The following is a 15760-nucleotide window of genomic DNA, read 5'->3' on the forward strand; positions in this document are numbered from 1 at the left end:
ACCATCTCGGACACCCTCATCACATCCGGAAGACGCCGAACTGGGGGTCTCCCAGAGGCGCATTGGCACAGGCGGTCAGGGCGAGGCCGAGGACCTGGCGGGTCTCCAGGGGGTCGATGACCCCGTCGTCCCAGAGGCGGGCGGTCGCGTAGTAGGCGTTGCCCTGGCGCTCGTACTGCTGCCGGATCGGGTCCTTGAAGGTCTCTTCGTCCTCGGCGGGCCAGGACTCGCCGCGCGCCTCCAACTGGTCCCGCTTCACGGTCGCGAGGACCGACGCGGCCTGCTCGCCGCCCATCACGGAGATCTTGGCGCCGGGCCACATCCACAGGAAGCGGGGGGAGTACGCCCGGCCGCACATCGAGTAGTTGCCCGCGCCGTACGAGCCGCCGACCACGACCGTCAGCTTGGGCACACGCGCGCAGGCGACGGCGGTGACCATCTTGGCGCCGTGCTTGGCGATGCCGCCCGCCTCGTAGTCCCGCCCGACCATGAAGCCGGAGATGTTCTGGAGGAACACGAGCGGGATGCCGCGCTGGTCGCACAGCTCGATGAAGTGGGCGCCCTTCTGGGCGGATTCGGAGAACAGGATGCCGTTGTTGGCGACGATGCCCACCGGGTGGCCGTGGATGCGGGCGAAGCCGGTGACCAGGGTCTGCCCGAACTCGGCCTTGAACTCCGAGAAACGGGAGCCGTCGACCACGCGCGCGATGATCTCCCGTACGTCGTAGGTGGTACGGGAGTCGACCGGGACCGCGCCGTAGATCCCGTAGGGGTCGACCTTCGGCTCCACCGCCTCGGTGACCTCCCAGGGCAGCGGCCCGCGCGCGGGGAGCGTGGCGGCGATGTTCCGGACGATCCGCAGGGCGTGCGCGTCGTCCTCCGCGAGGTGGTCGGTGACACCCGACACGCGCGCGTGGACGTCGCCGCCGCCCAGCTCCTCGGCGGTGACGACCTCACCGGTGGCGGCCTTCACCAGGGGAGGGCCACCCAGGAAGATGGTCCCCTGATTCCGGACGATGACGGCCTCGTCGCTCATCGCCGGGACGTAGGCGCCGCCGGCCGTGCACGACCCGAGGACGGCCGCGATCTGCGGAATCCCCGCCCCCGACATCCGGGCCTGGTTGTAGAAGATCCGCCCGAAGTGCTCGCGGTCCGGGAACACCTCGTCCTGCATGGGCAGGAAGGCGCCCCCGGAGTCGACGAGGTAGATGCACGGGAGCCGGTTCTCCAGGGCGATCTCCTGGGCGCGCAGGTGCTTCTTCACGGTCATCGGGTAGTACGTCCCGCCCTTGACCGTGGCGTCGTTCGCGACGATCACGCACTCCCGGCCGCTCACCCGGCCGATCCCGGCGATCACACCGGCGGCCGGGGCGGCCCCGTCGTACATCCCGTCGGCGGCCAGTGGCGCCAGCTCCAGGAAGGGCGAGCCCGGGTCGAGCAGCGTGTCCACGCGGTCGCGGGGGAGCAGCTTGCCGCGTGCGGTGTGGCGGTCCCGGGCCCGCTCACCGCCGCCGAGCCGGGCCGCGGCGAGCTTCTGCCGCAGCTCCTCGCCCAGCGCGCGGTGCGCCGTCTCGTTGGCCCGCCACGCCTCCGACGCGGGGTCCTCCCCCACGCTCGAAAGGACTCGCGCGGGGGCACCCCCATCGCTCGTCAGCTCCGGTGCCTCTTGCATTCTGTGGGTCCCCTCGCACAGCGATCGGCTGCTCTCGACTGTTAATGAGCGTTAACCATTTCCTTCAGGTTAACGACCGCTAACCTCCCTGTCTAGAATTGCTTTCATGACCACGAGAACCGACGCCCCCACCCGCCGCGAGCAGATCCTCAAGGAGGCCGCGCGGCTCTTCGCCGAGCGGGGATTCCACGGCGTCGGCGTGGACGAGATAGGCGCCGCGGTGGGTATCAGCGGCCCCGGCCTCTACCGCCACTTCCCGGGCAAGGACGCGATGCTCGCCGAACTGCTGGTCGGCATCAGCGGCCAGCTGCTGACGGGGGCGAAGCGGCGGCTGGCGGAGGCGGAGGGGGTGACCTCCTCGGAGGTGCTGCTCGACTCGCTCATCGAGGGTCACATCGACTTCGCCCTCGACGACCGGCCCCTGATCACCCTCCACGACCGCGAGCTGGACCGCCTCCGCGACACCGACCGCAAGCTGGTGCGGCAGCTCCAGCGCCAGTACGTCGAGCTGTGGGTGGAGGTCGTACGGGACGTCTACCCGGAGCTGGCCGAACCCAGCGCGCGGTCGGCGGTCCACTCGGTGTTCGGCCTGCTCAACTCGACGCCGCATCTGGGGCGGCCGGGGTCGCTGCCCGGGCGGGGGGCGACGGCGGAACTGCTGCACCGGATGGCTCGGGGGGCGCTCGGGGCGGCGGCTTCGGGCGGGTGAGGCGGGCGGGCGAAGGGCGTGACGAGCGTTACGTCCCCGATCCACTGGACGCCCCTGTCTACCGGCCGGTACGCTCAACGCTGAGCAAGCGCTTAGCCATCGAGCCGCAACCATCAATTGAGCAACCCCGATGGCGAGCAACCACATCCGCGAGAGCGGCGCCGGTTCAGGCGCGAAGGAAGGGTGGCGGCGGTGCGCCGTACTGTGTTCAACGAGGACCACGAGGCGTTCCGGGAGACCCTGCGGGCCTTCATAGAGGCCGAGGTCGTCCCCGTCTACGACGAGTGGTTCGCCGCCGGCCAGGCGCCGCGCGAGTTCTACTACAAGCTCGCCGAGCTCGGCGTCTTCGGTATCCGCGTGGACGAGGAGTACGGCGGCGCGGGCATCGACTCGTACAAGTTCGAGGCCGTCCTCTACGAGGAGACCGCGCGCGCGGGTGTCTCCTTCGGTGGCTCCGGTGTGCACGTGCTGCTCGGCCTGCCCTACATCAAGCTGCTCGCCAACGACGAGCAGAAGAAGAAGTACCTCCCGAAGTTCGTCTCCGGCGAGGAGATGTGGGCCATCGCGATGACGGAGCCGGGCACCGGTTCCGACCTCGCGGGCATGAAGACCACCGCCAAGCTCTCCGAGGACGGCACGCACTACGTCCTCAACGGCGCCAAGACCTTCATCACCGGCGGTGTGCACGCCGACCGCATGATCGTCTGCGCCCGCACCTCCGCGCCCACCAAGGAGGACCGCCGCCACGGCATCTCCCTCTTCGTGGTGGACACCAAGGCCGAGGGCTACTCGGTCGGCCGCAAGCTCGACAAGCTCGGCCTGAAGACCTCCGACACCGCCGAGCTGGCGTTCGTCGACGTCAAGGTGCCCGTCGAGGACCTCCTCGGCGAGGAGAACAAGGGCTTCTACTACCTCGGTCACAACCTCGCCTCCGAGCGCTGGGGCATCGCCTTCGGCGCCTACGCGCAGGCCAAGGCCGCCGTCCGGTTCGCCAAGCAGTACGTCCAGGACCGCGTGGTCTTCGGCCAGCCCGTCGCCGCGTTCCAGAACACCAAGTTCGAACTGGCCGCCTGCCAGGCCGAGGTGGACGCCGCCGAGGCCGTCGTGGACCGCGCGACCGAGGCCCTGGACGCCGGCGAGCTGACCCCCGCCGAGGCGGCCAGCGCCAAGCTGTTCACCACCGAGGTCGCGCACCGCGTGATCGACCGCTGCCTCCAGCTGCACGGCGGCTACGGCTTCATGAACGAGTACCCGATCGCCCGCCTGTACGCGGACAACCGCGTCAACCGCATCTACGGCGGCACCAGCGAGATCATGAAGACGATCATCGCCAAGGACATGGGCCTGTAAGGTCCCGGCAATTACCGCCCGGTACAACTGGACGCCATGAACCAGGCACTACAGGATCTCCTCGATCTGCTCGACCTCGAGCAGATCGAGGAGAACATCTTCCGCGGCGAGTCCCGCTCCGCCGTCGTCCCCCGCGTCTTCGGGGGTCAGGTGGCGGCCCAGGCCCTGGTCGCCGCCGGACGGACGGTCCCCGCCGACCGGTACGCGCACTCCCTGCACGCGTACTTCCTGCGCACGGGCGACCCGGGCGCGCCCATCGTCTACACCGTCGAGCGGATCCGCGACGGCCGCTCCTTCACCACCCGCCGTGTGCTCGCCGTCCAGCACGGCCGGCCGATCTTCGCGCTGTCGGCGTCCTTCCAGGTGTACGAGGAAGGCCTCGACCACCAGGCCCCCATGCCGCCCGCGCCCGACCCGGAGACGGTTCCCACCGGCCGCGAGCGGCTGCTCGGCTACGACCACCTCGACCAGGGGATCGTTGAACGATTCCTGGAGGCGCGTGAGGCGATCGACCTCAGGTACGTCGACGACCCGCCGTACGGCAGGTTCGGCGAGCCGCGCGAACCGCACTCCCAGGTCTGGTTCCGCACCAACGGCAAGCTGGTGGACGACCCCCTCCTCCACGTAGTCCTCGCGACGTACGTCTCCGACATGACGCTCCTCGACTCGATCCTCCTCGCGCACGGCCGCGGCGGCTGGGCCGTAGGGGATGTCGTAGGAGCGTCGCTCGACCACGCGATGTGGTTCCACCGGCCGTTTCGCGCGGACGAGTGGCTGCTCTACGACCAGGAGTCGCCGTCGGCGTACGGCGGGCGCGGGCTCGGGCAGGCCCGGATCTACACGCAGGACGGTCGGCTGGCCGTTTCCGTCATCCAGGAGGGTGTCGTCCGGGTTCCTCGGGAACACTGAGGGGCATGGCAGAAGCAGAGGAAGACGAGGGCGGCGGCGAGTCCATCCTCACGGTGATCGTCGCGGCCGTCGCCAACCTGGGGATCGCGCTGGCCAAGGCGGTCGCGGGCGTCATCAGCGGCTCCAGCGCGATGCTCTCCGAGGCCGCGCACTCCGTCGCCGACACGGTCACCGAACTCCTCCTCCTCACCGCCCTCAAACGCAGCGAGAAACCCGCCGACGAGGAACACCCCCTCGGCTACGGCCCCGAGCGCTACATCTGGGCGATGCTCGCCGCCGTCGCCACCTTCGTCGGCGGTGCCGTCTTCTCGATCTACGACGGCGTCCACACCCTGGTCGCCGGAGAGGACCTGGGCGACCCGCTCATCTCCTACATCGTGCTCGGCGTCGCCTTCCTCCTGGAGGGCTACTCCCTGCGGACGGGCGTACGCCAGGCGCGCGGCGAGGCGGCCCGCTTCGACGCCTCCTTCAAGCGCTACCTCCGCTACACCCCCGACACCGCGGTGAAGGCCGTAGTACTGGAGGACTCCGCCGCCCTCGTCGGCCTGGTCCTCGCGGCCGGCGGCCTGCTCGGCGGACAGCTCACCGGCTCCGGCGTCTGGGACGGCATCGCGTCCCTCTGCATCGGCCTCCTGCTGCTCTACGTCGCCTGGGTGCTCGGCCGCTCCAACGCGGAACTCCTCATCGGCCGCCCGCTGCCCAAGCCCATGCGGGACCGCATCCGGGAAGAGCTGCTCGGGGTCGAACACATCGAGGCCGTACTGGAGTTGACGACCCTCGTGCAGGGCCCGCGCGAGGCGCTGGTCGCCGCGAAGATCGACTTCCGGGACCGGTCGACGGCCGCGCAGATCGAGTGGGCCTGCGAACAGGCCGAACAGCGACTGCGGGAGGCGTTCCCGTCGGTGAACCGGGTCTACCTGGACCCGACGCCGGGCTATGCGCAGCGGCGGGCGGAGGGGCTCAACCCCTGGCCGTGACAAGGGAGTTGAGCCACGTCGAGGCGGGCGGTCAGGAAAGGCCCGCCTCCGTCAGCAGATACGCCGTCAGCGGGTCGTAGTACCTGGGGCTGACCACATGGTCGTCGAGCGGGACGGCGACCTGGAGAGTGCCCTCGGACTCGGCGAGGAAGAGCGCGGGGTCGTTGCAGTCCGCGTAGCCGACGGAGTCGACGCCGTGCCGGCCCGCGTAGCCCGCCCAGCCGTGGTCGGCGACGACCAGGTCGGGCAGCGGGCGGCCCTCGCGCTCCAGGGCGGTGAGGATCGCCTTCATCGGCTCACCGGAGTGGGTGTGCCAGAGCGTGGCGCCGTGCTCCAGGACGGCCACGTCCGCGAACTGCATGACGTACCCCTCCTCCGTCTGCAGCCCCTCCGGGATCACCACGATCTCGCAGCCGGCCGTGCGCAGCGCGGCGGCCGTGGAGTGGTGCACTTCGAGCAGGCCGCCCGGGTGGCCGGTGGCGAAGAGGACCCGCTGCTGTCCGTCGGCCGCCTTGCGCAGCCGCGCGGCGAGGCGGTCGAGCGCCGCGACCGTCAGCTCCGGGTCTATGGTGTCCTGCCCGTAGCGGTACTCGGGGTCGTCGTTCACCCCCACCCGCTCCGCCATCACCGCGAGCACGTCCTGCTCGTCGGACCAGCGGTTGCCGAGCTCCAGGCCGAACCAGTAGTGGCGGTCGCCGTTGGCCAGCTTGCGGTAGTGGGAGAGGTTGTTCTCGCGAGGGGTGGCTACGTCGCCCGCGATACGGGTCTTCACAAGGTGATCGACGAGCTCGGCGCGGCTGGGGGTCCCGGGTATCGGCATGCCTCCCATTGTGGAGCAGCGGGCTGTGCCGCTGCCCGACGTCCCGCACGCTGGGATGTGGATCACTCGCACCCGACCACTCACAGGTGGCGCAGGCCGAACCACAGCTCCATCCGTACGTCCGGATCGTCCAGGTCCGCGTCCAGCAGCGCCGCGCACCGGGCGATCCGCTGCCGCACGGTGTTGCGGTGCACGGCGAGCGCGACCGCCGTACGGTCCCAACTCCCGTGCAGGGAGAGCCAGGTGCGCAGGGTCTCGGTGAGCGCCGGGCTCGCGGCGAGCGGGGCGAGGAGGGTGCGGGCGTGTGCCTCGGCTTCCCCGTGGGGGACCAGTTCGGCGAGGCCGGGGCGGCCGGAGGAGCCGTGCCGGACCAGCGGGGCGCGGGTCGCACGGGCCCGGGCCAGGGCACGGGCCGCCTGGGTGTCGGCGGCGGACCAGTCCTGGGGAGCTACGGGGGCACTGACACCGAGGGTCCAGCCGGCTTGCGGGGCGGGTTCGCGATCGGCGGGGACCAGTACCCGTACTACCTCCGGCGTCAGGTCGATCAGCGCGGAACCGAGGGCGGCACCCAGCGCGGACGCGGCGACGGGGTCGGGGGCGCCATCGAGTTCGGGCGCTGCGTGCACGACGGTCCACCGGTCACCGCCGAGCAGCGGCGCCACGTTCTCCGGTGGAGCGCCCAGCAGCAGTCGTACGAGCGCCGACGAACGGCCGGCTCCCGTGCGGCTCTGGTGTTCGCCGGTGAGGAGAGAGAGCAGTACGGCGGCGACGGAGGCGATGGTGTGGTCGCCGGGGGCGCGGTGCGGGGCGGCGACCCCTAGGACGAAACCCTGACCGGTACCCAGGGCGTAGGCCGCGAGATGAGCGCCGGGGACGGTGTCGGTGGCGGAGGTGGGGGGTGTGGCGGAAGCGGGCGTTTCGGTGGGGCGTACCACCCGCGCCAGCTCTGCCAGCGCTTCCGCTCCCGTCGCGTTCCGCCCGGCCGCCGCGATCTCCGTGCCGTCGGGCCCGTACAGCACGGCCCGGCCGCTCACGCGCTGGGCGAGCTGCCGTAGCACCGAAGGGACCGGGTCGGGGCGGGAGGCCGCTGCGGCCAGGCTCTGCTGGGCCTCGGTGACACGGCGGAGTTCGGCGAGGCGGGCCTGTGCCATCAGCTGCCAGACCGCTCGGGCCACGCGGGAGAAGGGGGTGGGGGGCGGGACCTCCAGGAGCGGCAGGTCGTAGTGGTCGCAGGCCGCGACCAGGGCCCTCGGCACGGTGTCGTGGACCGGCGCGACACCGAAGCCGAGGGCCACACCGCCCGCCTCGACGATCCGGGAGACGTAGTCGGCGAAGTAGGTGCCTGAGCCCGCCGCCTCCGGGATGTGGACGCCCGCGGTCAGCAGCAGCTCACCGCCCAGCAGATACGGATACGGGTCCGGCATCTCCGACGTGTGCGCCCAGTGGATGACGATGTCGGGGTCGGTCGGGCCCGCGATCTGCCGCAGCCCCAGATCCTCGCGGGCCAGGAGGGCGGCGAGGGGTACGGGGGGTGTCGGGGGTGTAGGGGGTGCAGGGGGAATCGTGAGGTCCGGCATGGTGGACGTTTCCTCCAACGCCTCGTGCTCGAATGGATGAAACGTACACTTCGCAGCCGCTTTCCGGCCACCTACTGTCGACGCAGACCAGGCAGCGACCACGCGAAGGAGCCCCCGTATGGCCGTCGACTACACCGTCATCGTCGTCTACCTGGCCGGCATGCTGGCCATGGGCTGGTGGGGCATGCGCCGCGCCAGGTCCAAGAGCGACTTCCTGGTCGCGGGCCGCCGTCTGGGTCCGGTCATGTACTCCGGCACCATGGCCGCCATCGTCCTCGGCGGCGCGTCCACCATCGGCGGCGTGGGCCTCGGCTACCAGTACGGGTTGTCCGGGGCGTGGATGGTCTTCACCATCGGCCTCGGCCTGCTAGCCCTCTCCGTCTTCTTCTCCGCCCGCATCGCCCGCCTGAAGGTGTACACCGTCTCCGAGATGCTCGATCTCAGGTACGGGGGCCGCGCGGGAGTGATCTCCGGCGTGGTCATGTGGGCCTACACCCTGATGCTCGCGGTCACCTCGACCATCGCCTACGCCACGATCTTCGACGTCCTCTTCGACATGAACCGCACGGTCGCGATCGTCCTCGGCGGCTCGATCGTCGTCGCGTACTCGACGCTCGGCGGCATGTGGTCCATCACGCTGACGGACATGGTCCAGTTCGTGGTGAAGACGATCGGCGTACTGCTCCTGCTTCTGCCGATCGCGGTCGTCAAGGCCGGCGGCTTCTCCGAGATGAAGGCGAAGCTGCCCACCGGGTACTTCGACCCGCTGGGCATCGGCGGCGAGACGATCTTCACCTACGTCCTGATCTACACGTTCGGCATGCTCATCGGCCAGGACATCTGGCAGCGCGTGTTCACGGCCGGCAGCGACAGGACGGCCAAGTGGGGCGGCACGGTCGCCGGTACCTACTGTCTCGTCTACGCCCTCGCCGGCGCCGTCATCGGCACGGCGGCCAAGGTCCTGTACCCGAACCTCGGCAGCGCGGACGACGCCTTCGCGACCATCGTCAAGGACGAACTCCCGGTCGGGGTAAGGGGATTGGTGCTCGCGGCTGCGCTCGCCGCCGTGATGTCGACGTCCTCCGGCGCGCTGATCGCCTGTGCCACGGTCGCCAACAACGACATCTGGTCGAAGCTGCGGGGAGTCGTCCGGCGGGACGGCGAGGAGGAGCAGCACGACGAGGTGCGGGGCAACCGTGCCTTCATCCTCGTCATGGGCGTCGCGGTGATCGTCACGGCGATCGCGCTGAACAACGTGGTGGAGGCGCTGACGGTGGCGTACAACCTCCTCGTCGGCGGCCTCCTCGTCCCGATCCTCGGCGGCCTGCTGTGGAAGCGCGGCACCGCGCAGGGGGCACTCGCCTCCGTCGCCGTCGGCGGCCTCGCGGTCGTCGGCCTGATGGCGGACTACGGCATCCTCGCCAACGAGCCTGTCTACTACGGCCTGTTGTCGTCCCTCGTCGCCTACGTCGCCGTGTCGCTCGCGACGCCGGCGACCGACGCGGCGGTACTGGCCGCCTGGCGGGAGCGGCTCGCCGGGCGCGGCACCCCCGAACTGGCGTCCGAACCGGTCGGGGCCCACCAGTAGAGTCGTAGCAGACGTACAAAGAAGCCCATACGCGACGAAGCGTAGGAAAGAAGGCAGTCCCCATGACCAGCAACGAGACGCCCCGAGGCCCCGTCGACTCCTCGCGCATCCCGCGCTACGCCGGGCCCGCGACCTACGCCCGGCTGCCGCGGCTGGACGAGGTCGGCGGCGCGGATGTCGCCGTGGTCGGGGTGCCGTTCGACGCCGGTGTCTCCTACCGGCCGGGCGCGCGCTTCGGCGGCAACGCGATCCGCGAGGCGTCCCGGCTGCTGCGGCCGTACAACCCGGCGCAGGACGCGTCCCCGTTCGCCCTCGCGCAGGTCGCGGACGCCGGTGACATCGCGGCGAACCCGTTCAACATCAACGAGGCCGTCGAGACGATCGAGGAGGCCGCGGACCAAATCCTGGGCACCGGCGCGCGGTTGATGACCCTGGGCGGCGACCACACCATCGCGCTGCCCCTGTTGAGGTCCGTCGCGAAGAAGCACGGCCCGGTGGCACTGCTGCACTTCGACGCCCATCTCGACACCTGGGACACGTACTTCGGCGCCGAGTACACGCACGGGACGCCGTTCCGGCGCGCGGTGGAGGAGGGCATCCTCGACACCGAGGCGCTCTCGCACGTCGGCATCCGCGGTCCGCTCTACGGCAAGCAGGACCTCAAGGACGACGAGAAGATGGGCTTCGGCATCGTCACGTCCGCCGACGTCTACCGCCGGGGCGCCGACGAGGTCGCCGACCAGCTCCGCCAGCGCATCGGCGACCGCCCCCTCTACATCTCCATCGACATCGACTGCCTCGACCCGGCCCACGCGCCCGGCACCGGCACGCCCGAGGCGGGCGGCCTGACCTCCCGCGAACTTCTGGAGATCCTGCGCGGCCTGGCATCCTGCAACCTGGTGTCGGCGGACGTCGTCGAGGTGGCCCCGGCGTACGACCACGCCGAGATCACGTCGGTGGCGGCGTCGCACACCGCGTACGACCTGATCACCATCATGTCCCGTCAGATTGCCGAGGCCCGTTCGAAGTGACCCACGACCACGACCTGGAACTCCGCCCGACCGCAGCTCAGACGGAGGCCGCGCTGAATCCTCCCCCCGGCCGCAACGGCGGCGACCTGGTCGTGGAGACCCTGGCCGGGCTCGGCGCGACGACCGTCTTCGGCCTGCCCGGGCAGCACGCGCTCGGCATGTTCGACGCGCTGCGCCGCTCCGACCTGCGGTACATCGGCCTACGGGTGGAGAACAACGCCGGGTTCGCGGCGGACGCGTACGGCCGGATCACGGGTGAGGCGGCGCCGCTGCTGCTGTCCACGGGCCCCGGCGCGCTGACATCGCTGGCCGCGCTCCAGGAGGCACGCGCGGCCTCGGCCCCCGTCCTGGCCATCAGCAGCCAGATCCCGACGGCGGGCCTGGGCGGCGGCCGTCACGGCTATCTGCACGAACTCCCGGACCAGTCGGCCTCGTTCAGGGGCGTGGTGAAGTCCGTCCACACGGTCCGCACGCAGTCACAGATCCCGTCCGCGATCGCGGAGGCGTGGAAGTCCGCGCTGACGGCCCCGCACGGCCCGGTGTGGGTGGAGATCCCGCAGGACGTACTGCTGGCCGAGACCCGCCTCCCCGTGGTGACGGCGGTGGACGCGACCCCGGAGGACCTGGTCCCGCGCCCCGAACTGACCGCCGTAGCAGCGGACTTGCTGTCGCGCGCGGCGCGTCCCGCGATCATCGCGGGCGGGGGAGTGGTACGGGCGGACGCATCGAAGAAGCTGCGGCAGCTGGCGGAGAAGCTCCAGGCTCCGGTGGTCACGACCCCCGGCGGCAAGGGGGCGTTCCCGTGGAACCATCCGCTGTCGTTGCAGTCCTGGCTGGAGGACCGCCACACGACGGACTTCCTGGAGGACGCGGACGTACTGCTGGTGGTGGGCTCGGGGCTGGGTGAACTCTCCTCGAACTACCACACGTTCGCCCCGCGCGGCCGGATCATCCAGATCGAGGCGGATCTCGGCAAACTGGAGTCGAACCACCCGGCGTTGGGCATCCACGCGGACGCGTGGCACGCGGTGCAGGCGCTGTTGGAGACGGTGACGGAGCGGACGGACGCGACGGCGGAGGGGCGGGTGGCCGAACTGCTCGGCCGCGTCCGGGAACGTATCGCCGCTCAGGAACTGACCCTGGAACAGGGCGTGTTGGAGTCGGTCCGCCGGGCGCTCCCCGCCGACTCCCCGTCCTTCTGGGACATGACGATCCTCGCCTACTGGGCCTGGTCGGCGTTCGACGCGAAGGGCCCCAACCACCTCCACTCCGCCCAGGGCGCGGGCGGCCTCGGCTACGGCTTCCCGGCGGCGCTGGGCGCGGCGGCGGCGGACCCCACGCGGCCGGTGCTGGCCGTCTCGGGCGACGGGGGCGCGCTGTACTCGATCGCGGAGCTGGCGACGGCGCGACAGTACGACCTGAACGTCACCTGGCTCATCGTCGACGACGGCGGCTACGGCATCCTCCGCGAGTACATGACGGACGCCTTCGGCGAGGCGACTGCTACGGAGTTGACCCGGCCGGACTATGTGGCGCTGGCGGAGTCGTTCGGGGTGCCGGGGGTGCGGACGTCGCCGGAGGCACTGGAGTCGGACCTGGCGAAGGCGTTGGCGGAACCGGGGCCTTCCGTGGTCGTACTCCCGGCTGTGTTGCGGATGTTCGCGGCTACGCATCTGGGGTGACGGGTGGGGGAGCGGCCGGCGGCTGTCTCCGCCGGCTCTCCCCGCAGCGCCCCTGAGCGGAGCTCACATCCGCGGATCCGGCTTCAGCAGGGCGAAGGCCGCGCCGAAGGGGTCCGCGAGCCAGGCGATGCGGCCGACCTTCGGTACGTCCGCCGCCGGCATCAGTACGGAACCGCCGTTGGACCGCGCCGTCTCGATCGTGGCGTCGACGTCCGTCGAGTGGAAGTACGGTACCCAGCGCGGCTGTTCGCCCTCGCCGGCGTTGAGCGGCGCGACCCCGCCGAAGGAGGCGTCCTGCTGGTCGCCGGCGCTGGTGCTCAGTACGCGGTACGTCATGCCGGGAGCCGGCATGTCCTGGCTGCGCCAGCCGAACAGGCCCTGGTAGAAGGCGATGTCCGCCTCCGGGTCGGAGGCGTGCAGTTCCGCCCAGAGCAGGGTGTTCGGGGCCGAGGTGAGTTCCAGGCCCGCCGTCCTGCCGGGCTGCCAGAGCGCGAACTGCGCGCCCTGCGGGTCGTTGGCCTGCGCCAGCATGCCCTCGCCCATGACGTCCATGGGCTCCATCCGTACGGTTCCGCCGCCGGCCGTGACGGCCTGGACGGTGGCCGCGATGTCCTCGGTCTTGAAGTGGATCATCCAGGCGGAGCGTGCCCCTTCCTCGGTGAGCGGTCCGAGGGCCGCGACGGTCTTGCCGTCCACCTGGAAGAAGCCGTATCCACCCGTCTCGGGCCCGGCCGAGACGAACTGCCAGCCGAGGACGGCGCCGTAGAACGCGGCGGCGGCGTCGGTGTCGGGGCTGCCGAGGTCGAGCCAGTTGGGCGATCCGGTGATGAAGTCGGTGCCGAGCATGAAGTCCTCCTGGAGTGCGGGGCGGGCGGGACGGGAGTCACGATGCCGTCCCGACCGTCGCCGTCCGCGCACGAGCACCGAGAGGACTCCGGTTTCCACCGAACGGGCGAACGTTCGCCGGTACCGGTGTCGCGCGCGCCGACAGACTTCCCGCCATGGGTGGACACGAGGTGGGCGAGGGCGGCCGGGCGGTCGAAGTCGGTGTGACCTTGGGGCTGTTGGCGCCTGGGCGGTGCACGATCTCGAGGAGGTGGCCGCGATGGCGGGGTGGTCGCGCTCGCCGCCGACGACGGGCACCGTACGGGCGGCCGTTCCGGCTGCTACCAGGCGGCCCTCAACGGATTCGGGTTGCACGCCGGGGCGCATGCGGTGGCGCGACAGCTGCTGCGCAGGGGGCGGACAGCATCCCGACCTTGATGGAAGTGGTTGAACTCCCCCTGCTCAGACGCTCGGTCAGAACGCTCAGTTCTCGGCGAACCTGTTGATCAGGTTGTGGGGTGTGTCGTCGCCCAGGACCTCGTGGAGATCGGGTTGCTCGGCGGCGGATGCGGCGCTGCGGGGGAACATGGCCTGCTCGTACTCGGTGAGTGCGGTCTCCATGTCGTCAGGGTGAGCTGCGATGGCCCGGCCGAGTTCGGCGCCGTCGTACATGGCCAGGTTGGCACCCTCGCCGTTCGGGCCCGTGAGGTGCGCGGCGTCACCGATCAGGGTCACCCCCGGTGTCCGGTCCCACCGGTGGTCGACGGGCAGGGTGTGGAGAGTGCGCAGGACCGGAGGGGTCTCACCGTCGGCGATCAGCGCGGTGAGTTCCGGCGCCCAGCCGTCGAACTCCTGCACTATCCGTGCGGTGGCCGCGGCGGGATCGGTGAAATCGGTGCCTTGGAACCAGTCCTGCGGCTTGGAGAGCATCACCCAGGAGTGGAAGTTCCCGTCGCGCTCCCGGTGAGCCATGATCCCCTTTCCCGGCTCGAGCGCCATCGTCGCTCCGGCGCCGAGGGTCTTCGCGCTGGTCGGGTGCCGGGTGTCACCGTCGAACAGGTAGGTCTCGACGAACGAGATGCCGATGTACTCGGGCGTCGCATCGGACAGCAACCGCCGGACCCTCGACCAGGCGCCGTCCGCGCCGACCAGCAGGCCCGTGGCGACGGTGGTGCCGTCGGCGAAGGCCACCTCATGGCGGCCTTCGCCGAGGGAACGGACACCGCTGACCTTGTGCCCCCACCGGACAGTGCCTGCGGGGAGCGAGTCGAGCAGCAGCTGCCGCAGCTCGCCGCGCAGCACCTCGGGACTGCCGCCCGTACCGTCGTCCGGCAGGTCGAGCAGGATCTTCCCGTCCCGGTCCAGCACCCGCATCGCCTGACGTCCCTGCAGGACGATGCCGCGGAACCCGTCCATCAGGCCGGCCGCCCGCAGGGCCAGCTGTCCGTTGTAGTCGCGGATGTCGAGCAGCCCGCCCTGCGTGCGCGCCGTCACGGAGGACTCCGCCTCGTAGACCGTCGACGGGATTCCATGGACGTGCAGGACACGGGCGAGCGTGAGACCGCCGAGCCCGGCACCGATGATCGTGACGTGAGTGCTCACAGTGATTCCTCGCGTGTTCACGCCTGCCGGATGACGCCCGGCAGGACCTGTCCGAAACGTTCCAGACCCCGCCGACAAAGAACCGACACACGTCACCGGCGACCGACAGCACACCGACACCATGAACGCGCGTATCGCGGTGGCGTACAACGATCGGGCTCCCCGCGGATCGCGAGGAGCCCGACCCGGCACTGCCGCCTACCAGATCGCCTCCACCCACTCCGGGTGGTCGATGAACGGGTTCCGGTTGTGCTGGTACGTGTTGTAGATGACGTTGTTGCGGTTCTCCTCGAAGGCGCTCGGCGGGTCCGCCTCGCTCCATGCCTTGAGGACGGAGAGCTTGCCCATGTAGGGGTTGCTGCCGTTGCCCACCTTCTCGTTGGGCTCCAGGTCGGCGAAGCCGTCGTCGCCCTCGTAGCGCACGGCCATGTAGAGGATCATGCGGGCCACGTCGCCCCGGTCCGCCGCGCGCGGCGAGAAGGAGTCGGAGTCGACCGTGCTGCCGCCGCCGTTGGTGACCGCGCTGCCGCCGTTGTCGAAGTCCAGGTTGCCGCGGATGCTGTTGACCTGGACGTCGGCGGGACGCAGGTGGTGCAGGTCCGTGCCGGGGCCTACCACCTCGCCGAAGTCGCCGTGGGACTTGGCCCAGGTGTGCTCGCGGTTCCAGTCGCCGACGTCGCCGCCGTTGAGGGACTTGGCGCGGGAGACACCGCTGTACAGCAGGATCACGTTGCTGCTGTTGTTCGGGTCCTGGTCGGTGGCCATGAGGGCGTTCCAGACCGCGGAGTACGAGATCTTCGTGACGTTGGTGCTGATGATCGTGTGCAGCGAGGACTTCAGGGTCGTACCCGTCTTGCCGACCGCGTTCTTGTAGTACGTCGAGTCGTACGCGGTCGTCGTGGCGGCGGCCGGGGTTGCCGTCAGGGTCGGGGCCGCGAGGCCCACCAGGACCGCTGCGGTGGTCAACGCCACCGTTTTCCAGCGGTGCATGCGAGTCACCAACATAAAGAGTGTCCCA

General features: G+C 70.5%; 13 protein-coding genes. 7 read left to right on the forward strand and 6 right to left on the reverse strand.

Features of this window, described 5'->3' with window-relative positions:
• Positions 1 to 19: 19 nt before the first annotated feature.
• A complete protein-coding gene (locus OH768_RS33025; protein WP_406459610.1) occupies positions 20 to 1672 on the reverse strand; it encodes a carboxyl transferase domain-containing protein in 1653 nt (550 codons plus the stop codon).
• A gap of 106 nt (positions 1673 to 1778) precedes the next feature.
• Here OH768_RS33025 and OH768_RS33030 point away from each other — a divergent pair, with 106 nt between their 5' ends.
• From OH768_RS33030 to OH768_RS33045, 4 genes are all read left to right on the forward strand, one after another.
• Positions 1779 to 2381: a TetR/AcrR family transcriptional regulator gene (locus tag OH768_RS33030; protein WP_406459611.1), complete on the forward strand. Its 603-nt coding sequence runs from the start codon at positions 1779 to 1781 to the stop codon at positions 2379 to 2381.
• Between the two features lie 192 nt (positions 2382 to 2573).
• Positions 2574 to 3731: an acyl-CoA dehydrogenase family protein gene (locus tag OH768_RS33035; RefSeq protein WP_406459612.1), complete on the forward strand. Its 1158-nt coding sequence runs from the start codon at positions 2574 to 2576 to the stop codon at positions 3729 to 3731.
• A 36-nt stretch (positions 3732 to 3767) separates the two neighbouring features.
• Positions 3768 to 4640 carry an acyl-CoA thioesterase gene (locus tag OH768_RS33040; protein WP_406459613.1) on the forward strand — a complete coding sequence of 291 codons (873 nt, stop codon included), beginning with the start codon at positions 3768 to 3770 and terminating at the stop codon, positions 4638 to 4640.
• A 5-nt stretch (positions 4641 to 4645) separates the two neighbouring features.
• Entirely contained in the window at positions 4646 to 5617 is a 972-nt protein-coding gene (locus tag OH768_RS33045; RefSeq protein ID WP_406459614.1) for a cation diffusion facilitator family transporter, read from the forward strand.
• A 31-nt stretch (positions 5618 to 5648) separates the two neighbouring features.
• Here the strand turns inward: OH768_RS33045 and OH768_RS33050 are convergent, their stop codons facing one another.
• Together OH768_RS33050 and OH768_RS33055 are read right to left on the reverse strand one after the other, a co-directional pair.
• Positions 5649 to 6437: a phosphatase gene (locus OH768_RS33050; RefSeq protein ID WP_406459615.1), complete on the reverse strand. Its 789-nt coding sequence runs from the start codon at positions 6435 to 6437 to the stop codon at positions 5649 to 5651.
• Between the two features lie 80 nt (positions 6438 to 6517).
• Positions 6518 to 8014, reverse strand: a complete 1497-nt coding sequence (locus OH768_RS33055) for a PucR family transcriptional regulator ligand-binding domain-containing protein (RefSeq protein ID WP_406459616.1) — start codon at positions 8012 to 8014, stop codon at positions 6518 to 6520.
• Positions 8015 to 8132: 118 nt separating this feature from the next.
• On the opposite strand from OH768_RS33055, the gene OH768_RS33060 reads away from it, so the two are divergent.
• From OH768_RS33060 to OH768_RS33070, 3 genes are all read left to right on the forward strand, one after another.
• Positions 8133 to 9602 carry a sodium:solute symporter gene (locus OH768_RS33060; RefSeq protein WP_406459617.1) on the forward strand — a complete coding sequence of 490 codons (1470 nt, stop codon included), beginning with the start codon at positions 8133 to 8135 and terminating at the stop codon, positions 9600 to 9602.
• Positions 9603 to 9664: 62 nt separating this feature from the next.
• Positions 9665 to 10633, forward strand: a complete 969-nt coding sequence (gene speB, locus OH768_RS33065; protein WP_406459618.1) for an agmatinase — start codon at positions 9665 to 9667, stop codon at positions 10631 to 10633.
• Complete coding sequence (locus OH768_RS33070) at positions 10630 to 12315, forward strand: thiamine pyrophosphate-binding protein (protein WP_406459619.1); 1686 nt, start codon at positions 10630 to 10632, stop codon at positions 12313 to 12315. Before speB ends, OH768_RS33070 begins: the two co-directional genes overlap by 4 nt.
• Positions 12316 to 12378: 63 nt before the next feature.
• Here OH768_RS33070 and OH768_RS33075 read toward each other — a convergent pair whose 3' ends face one another.
• The 3 genes from OH768_RS33075 to OH768_RS33085 all read right to left on the reverse strand — a co-directional run bounded on the left by OH768_RS33075 (position 12379) and on the right by OH768_RS33085 (position 15747).
• On the reverse strand, positions 12379 to 13161 hold the full coding sequence (locus tag OH768_RS33075) for a VOC family protein (RefSeq protein WP_406459620.1): 783 nt from the start codon (positions 13159 to 13161) through the stop codon (positions 12379 to 12381).
• Positions 13162 to 13623: 462 nt separating this feature from the next.
• Positions 13624 to 14742, reverse strand: coding sequence for an FAD-dependent oxidoreductase (locus OH768_RS33080; RefSeq protein WP_406459621.1), 1119 nt, complete (start codon positions 14740 to 14742; stop codon positions 13624 to 13626).
• 198 nt (positions 14743 to 14940) lie between these two features.
• Positions 14941 to 15747, reverse strand: coding sequence for an endonuclease I family protein (locus tag OH768_RS33085; protein ID WP_406459622.1), 807 nt, complete (start codon positions 15745 to 15747; stop codon positions 14941 to 14943).
• Positions 15748 to 15760 lie beyond the last annotated feature (13 nt).

The sequence above is a fragment of the Streptomyces sp. NBC_01622 genome (genome assembly GCF_045209635.1).
Classification (GTDB): domain Bacteria; phylum Actinomycetota; class Actinomycetes; order Streptomycetales; family Streptomycetaceae; genus Streptomyces.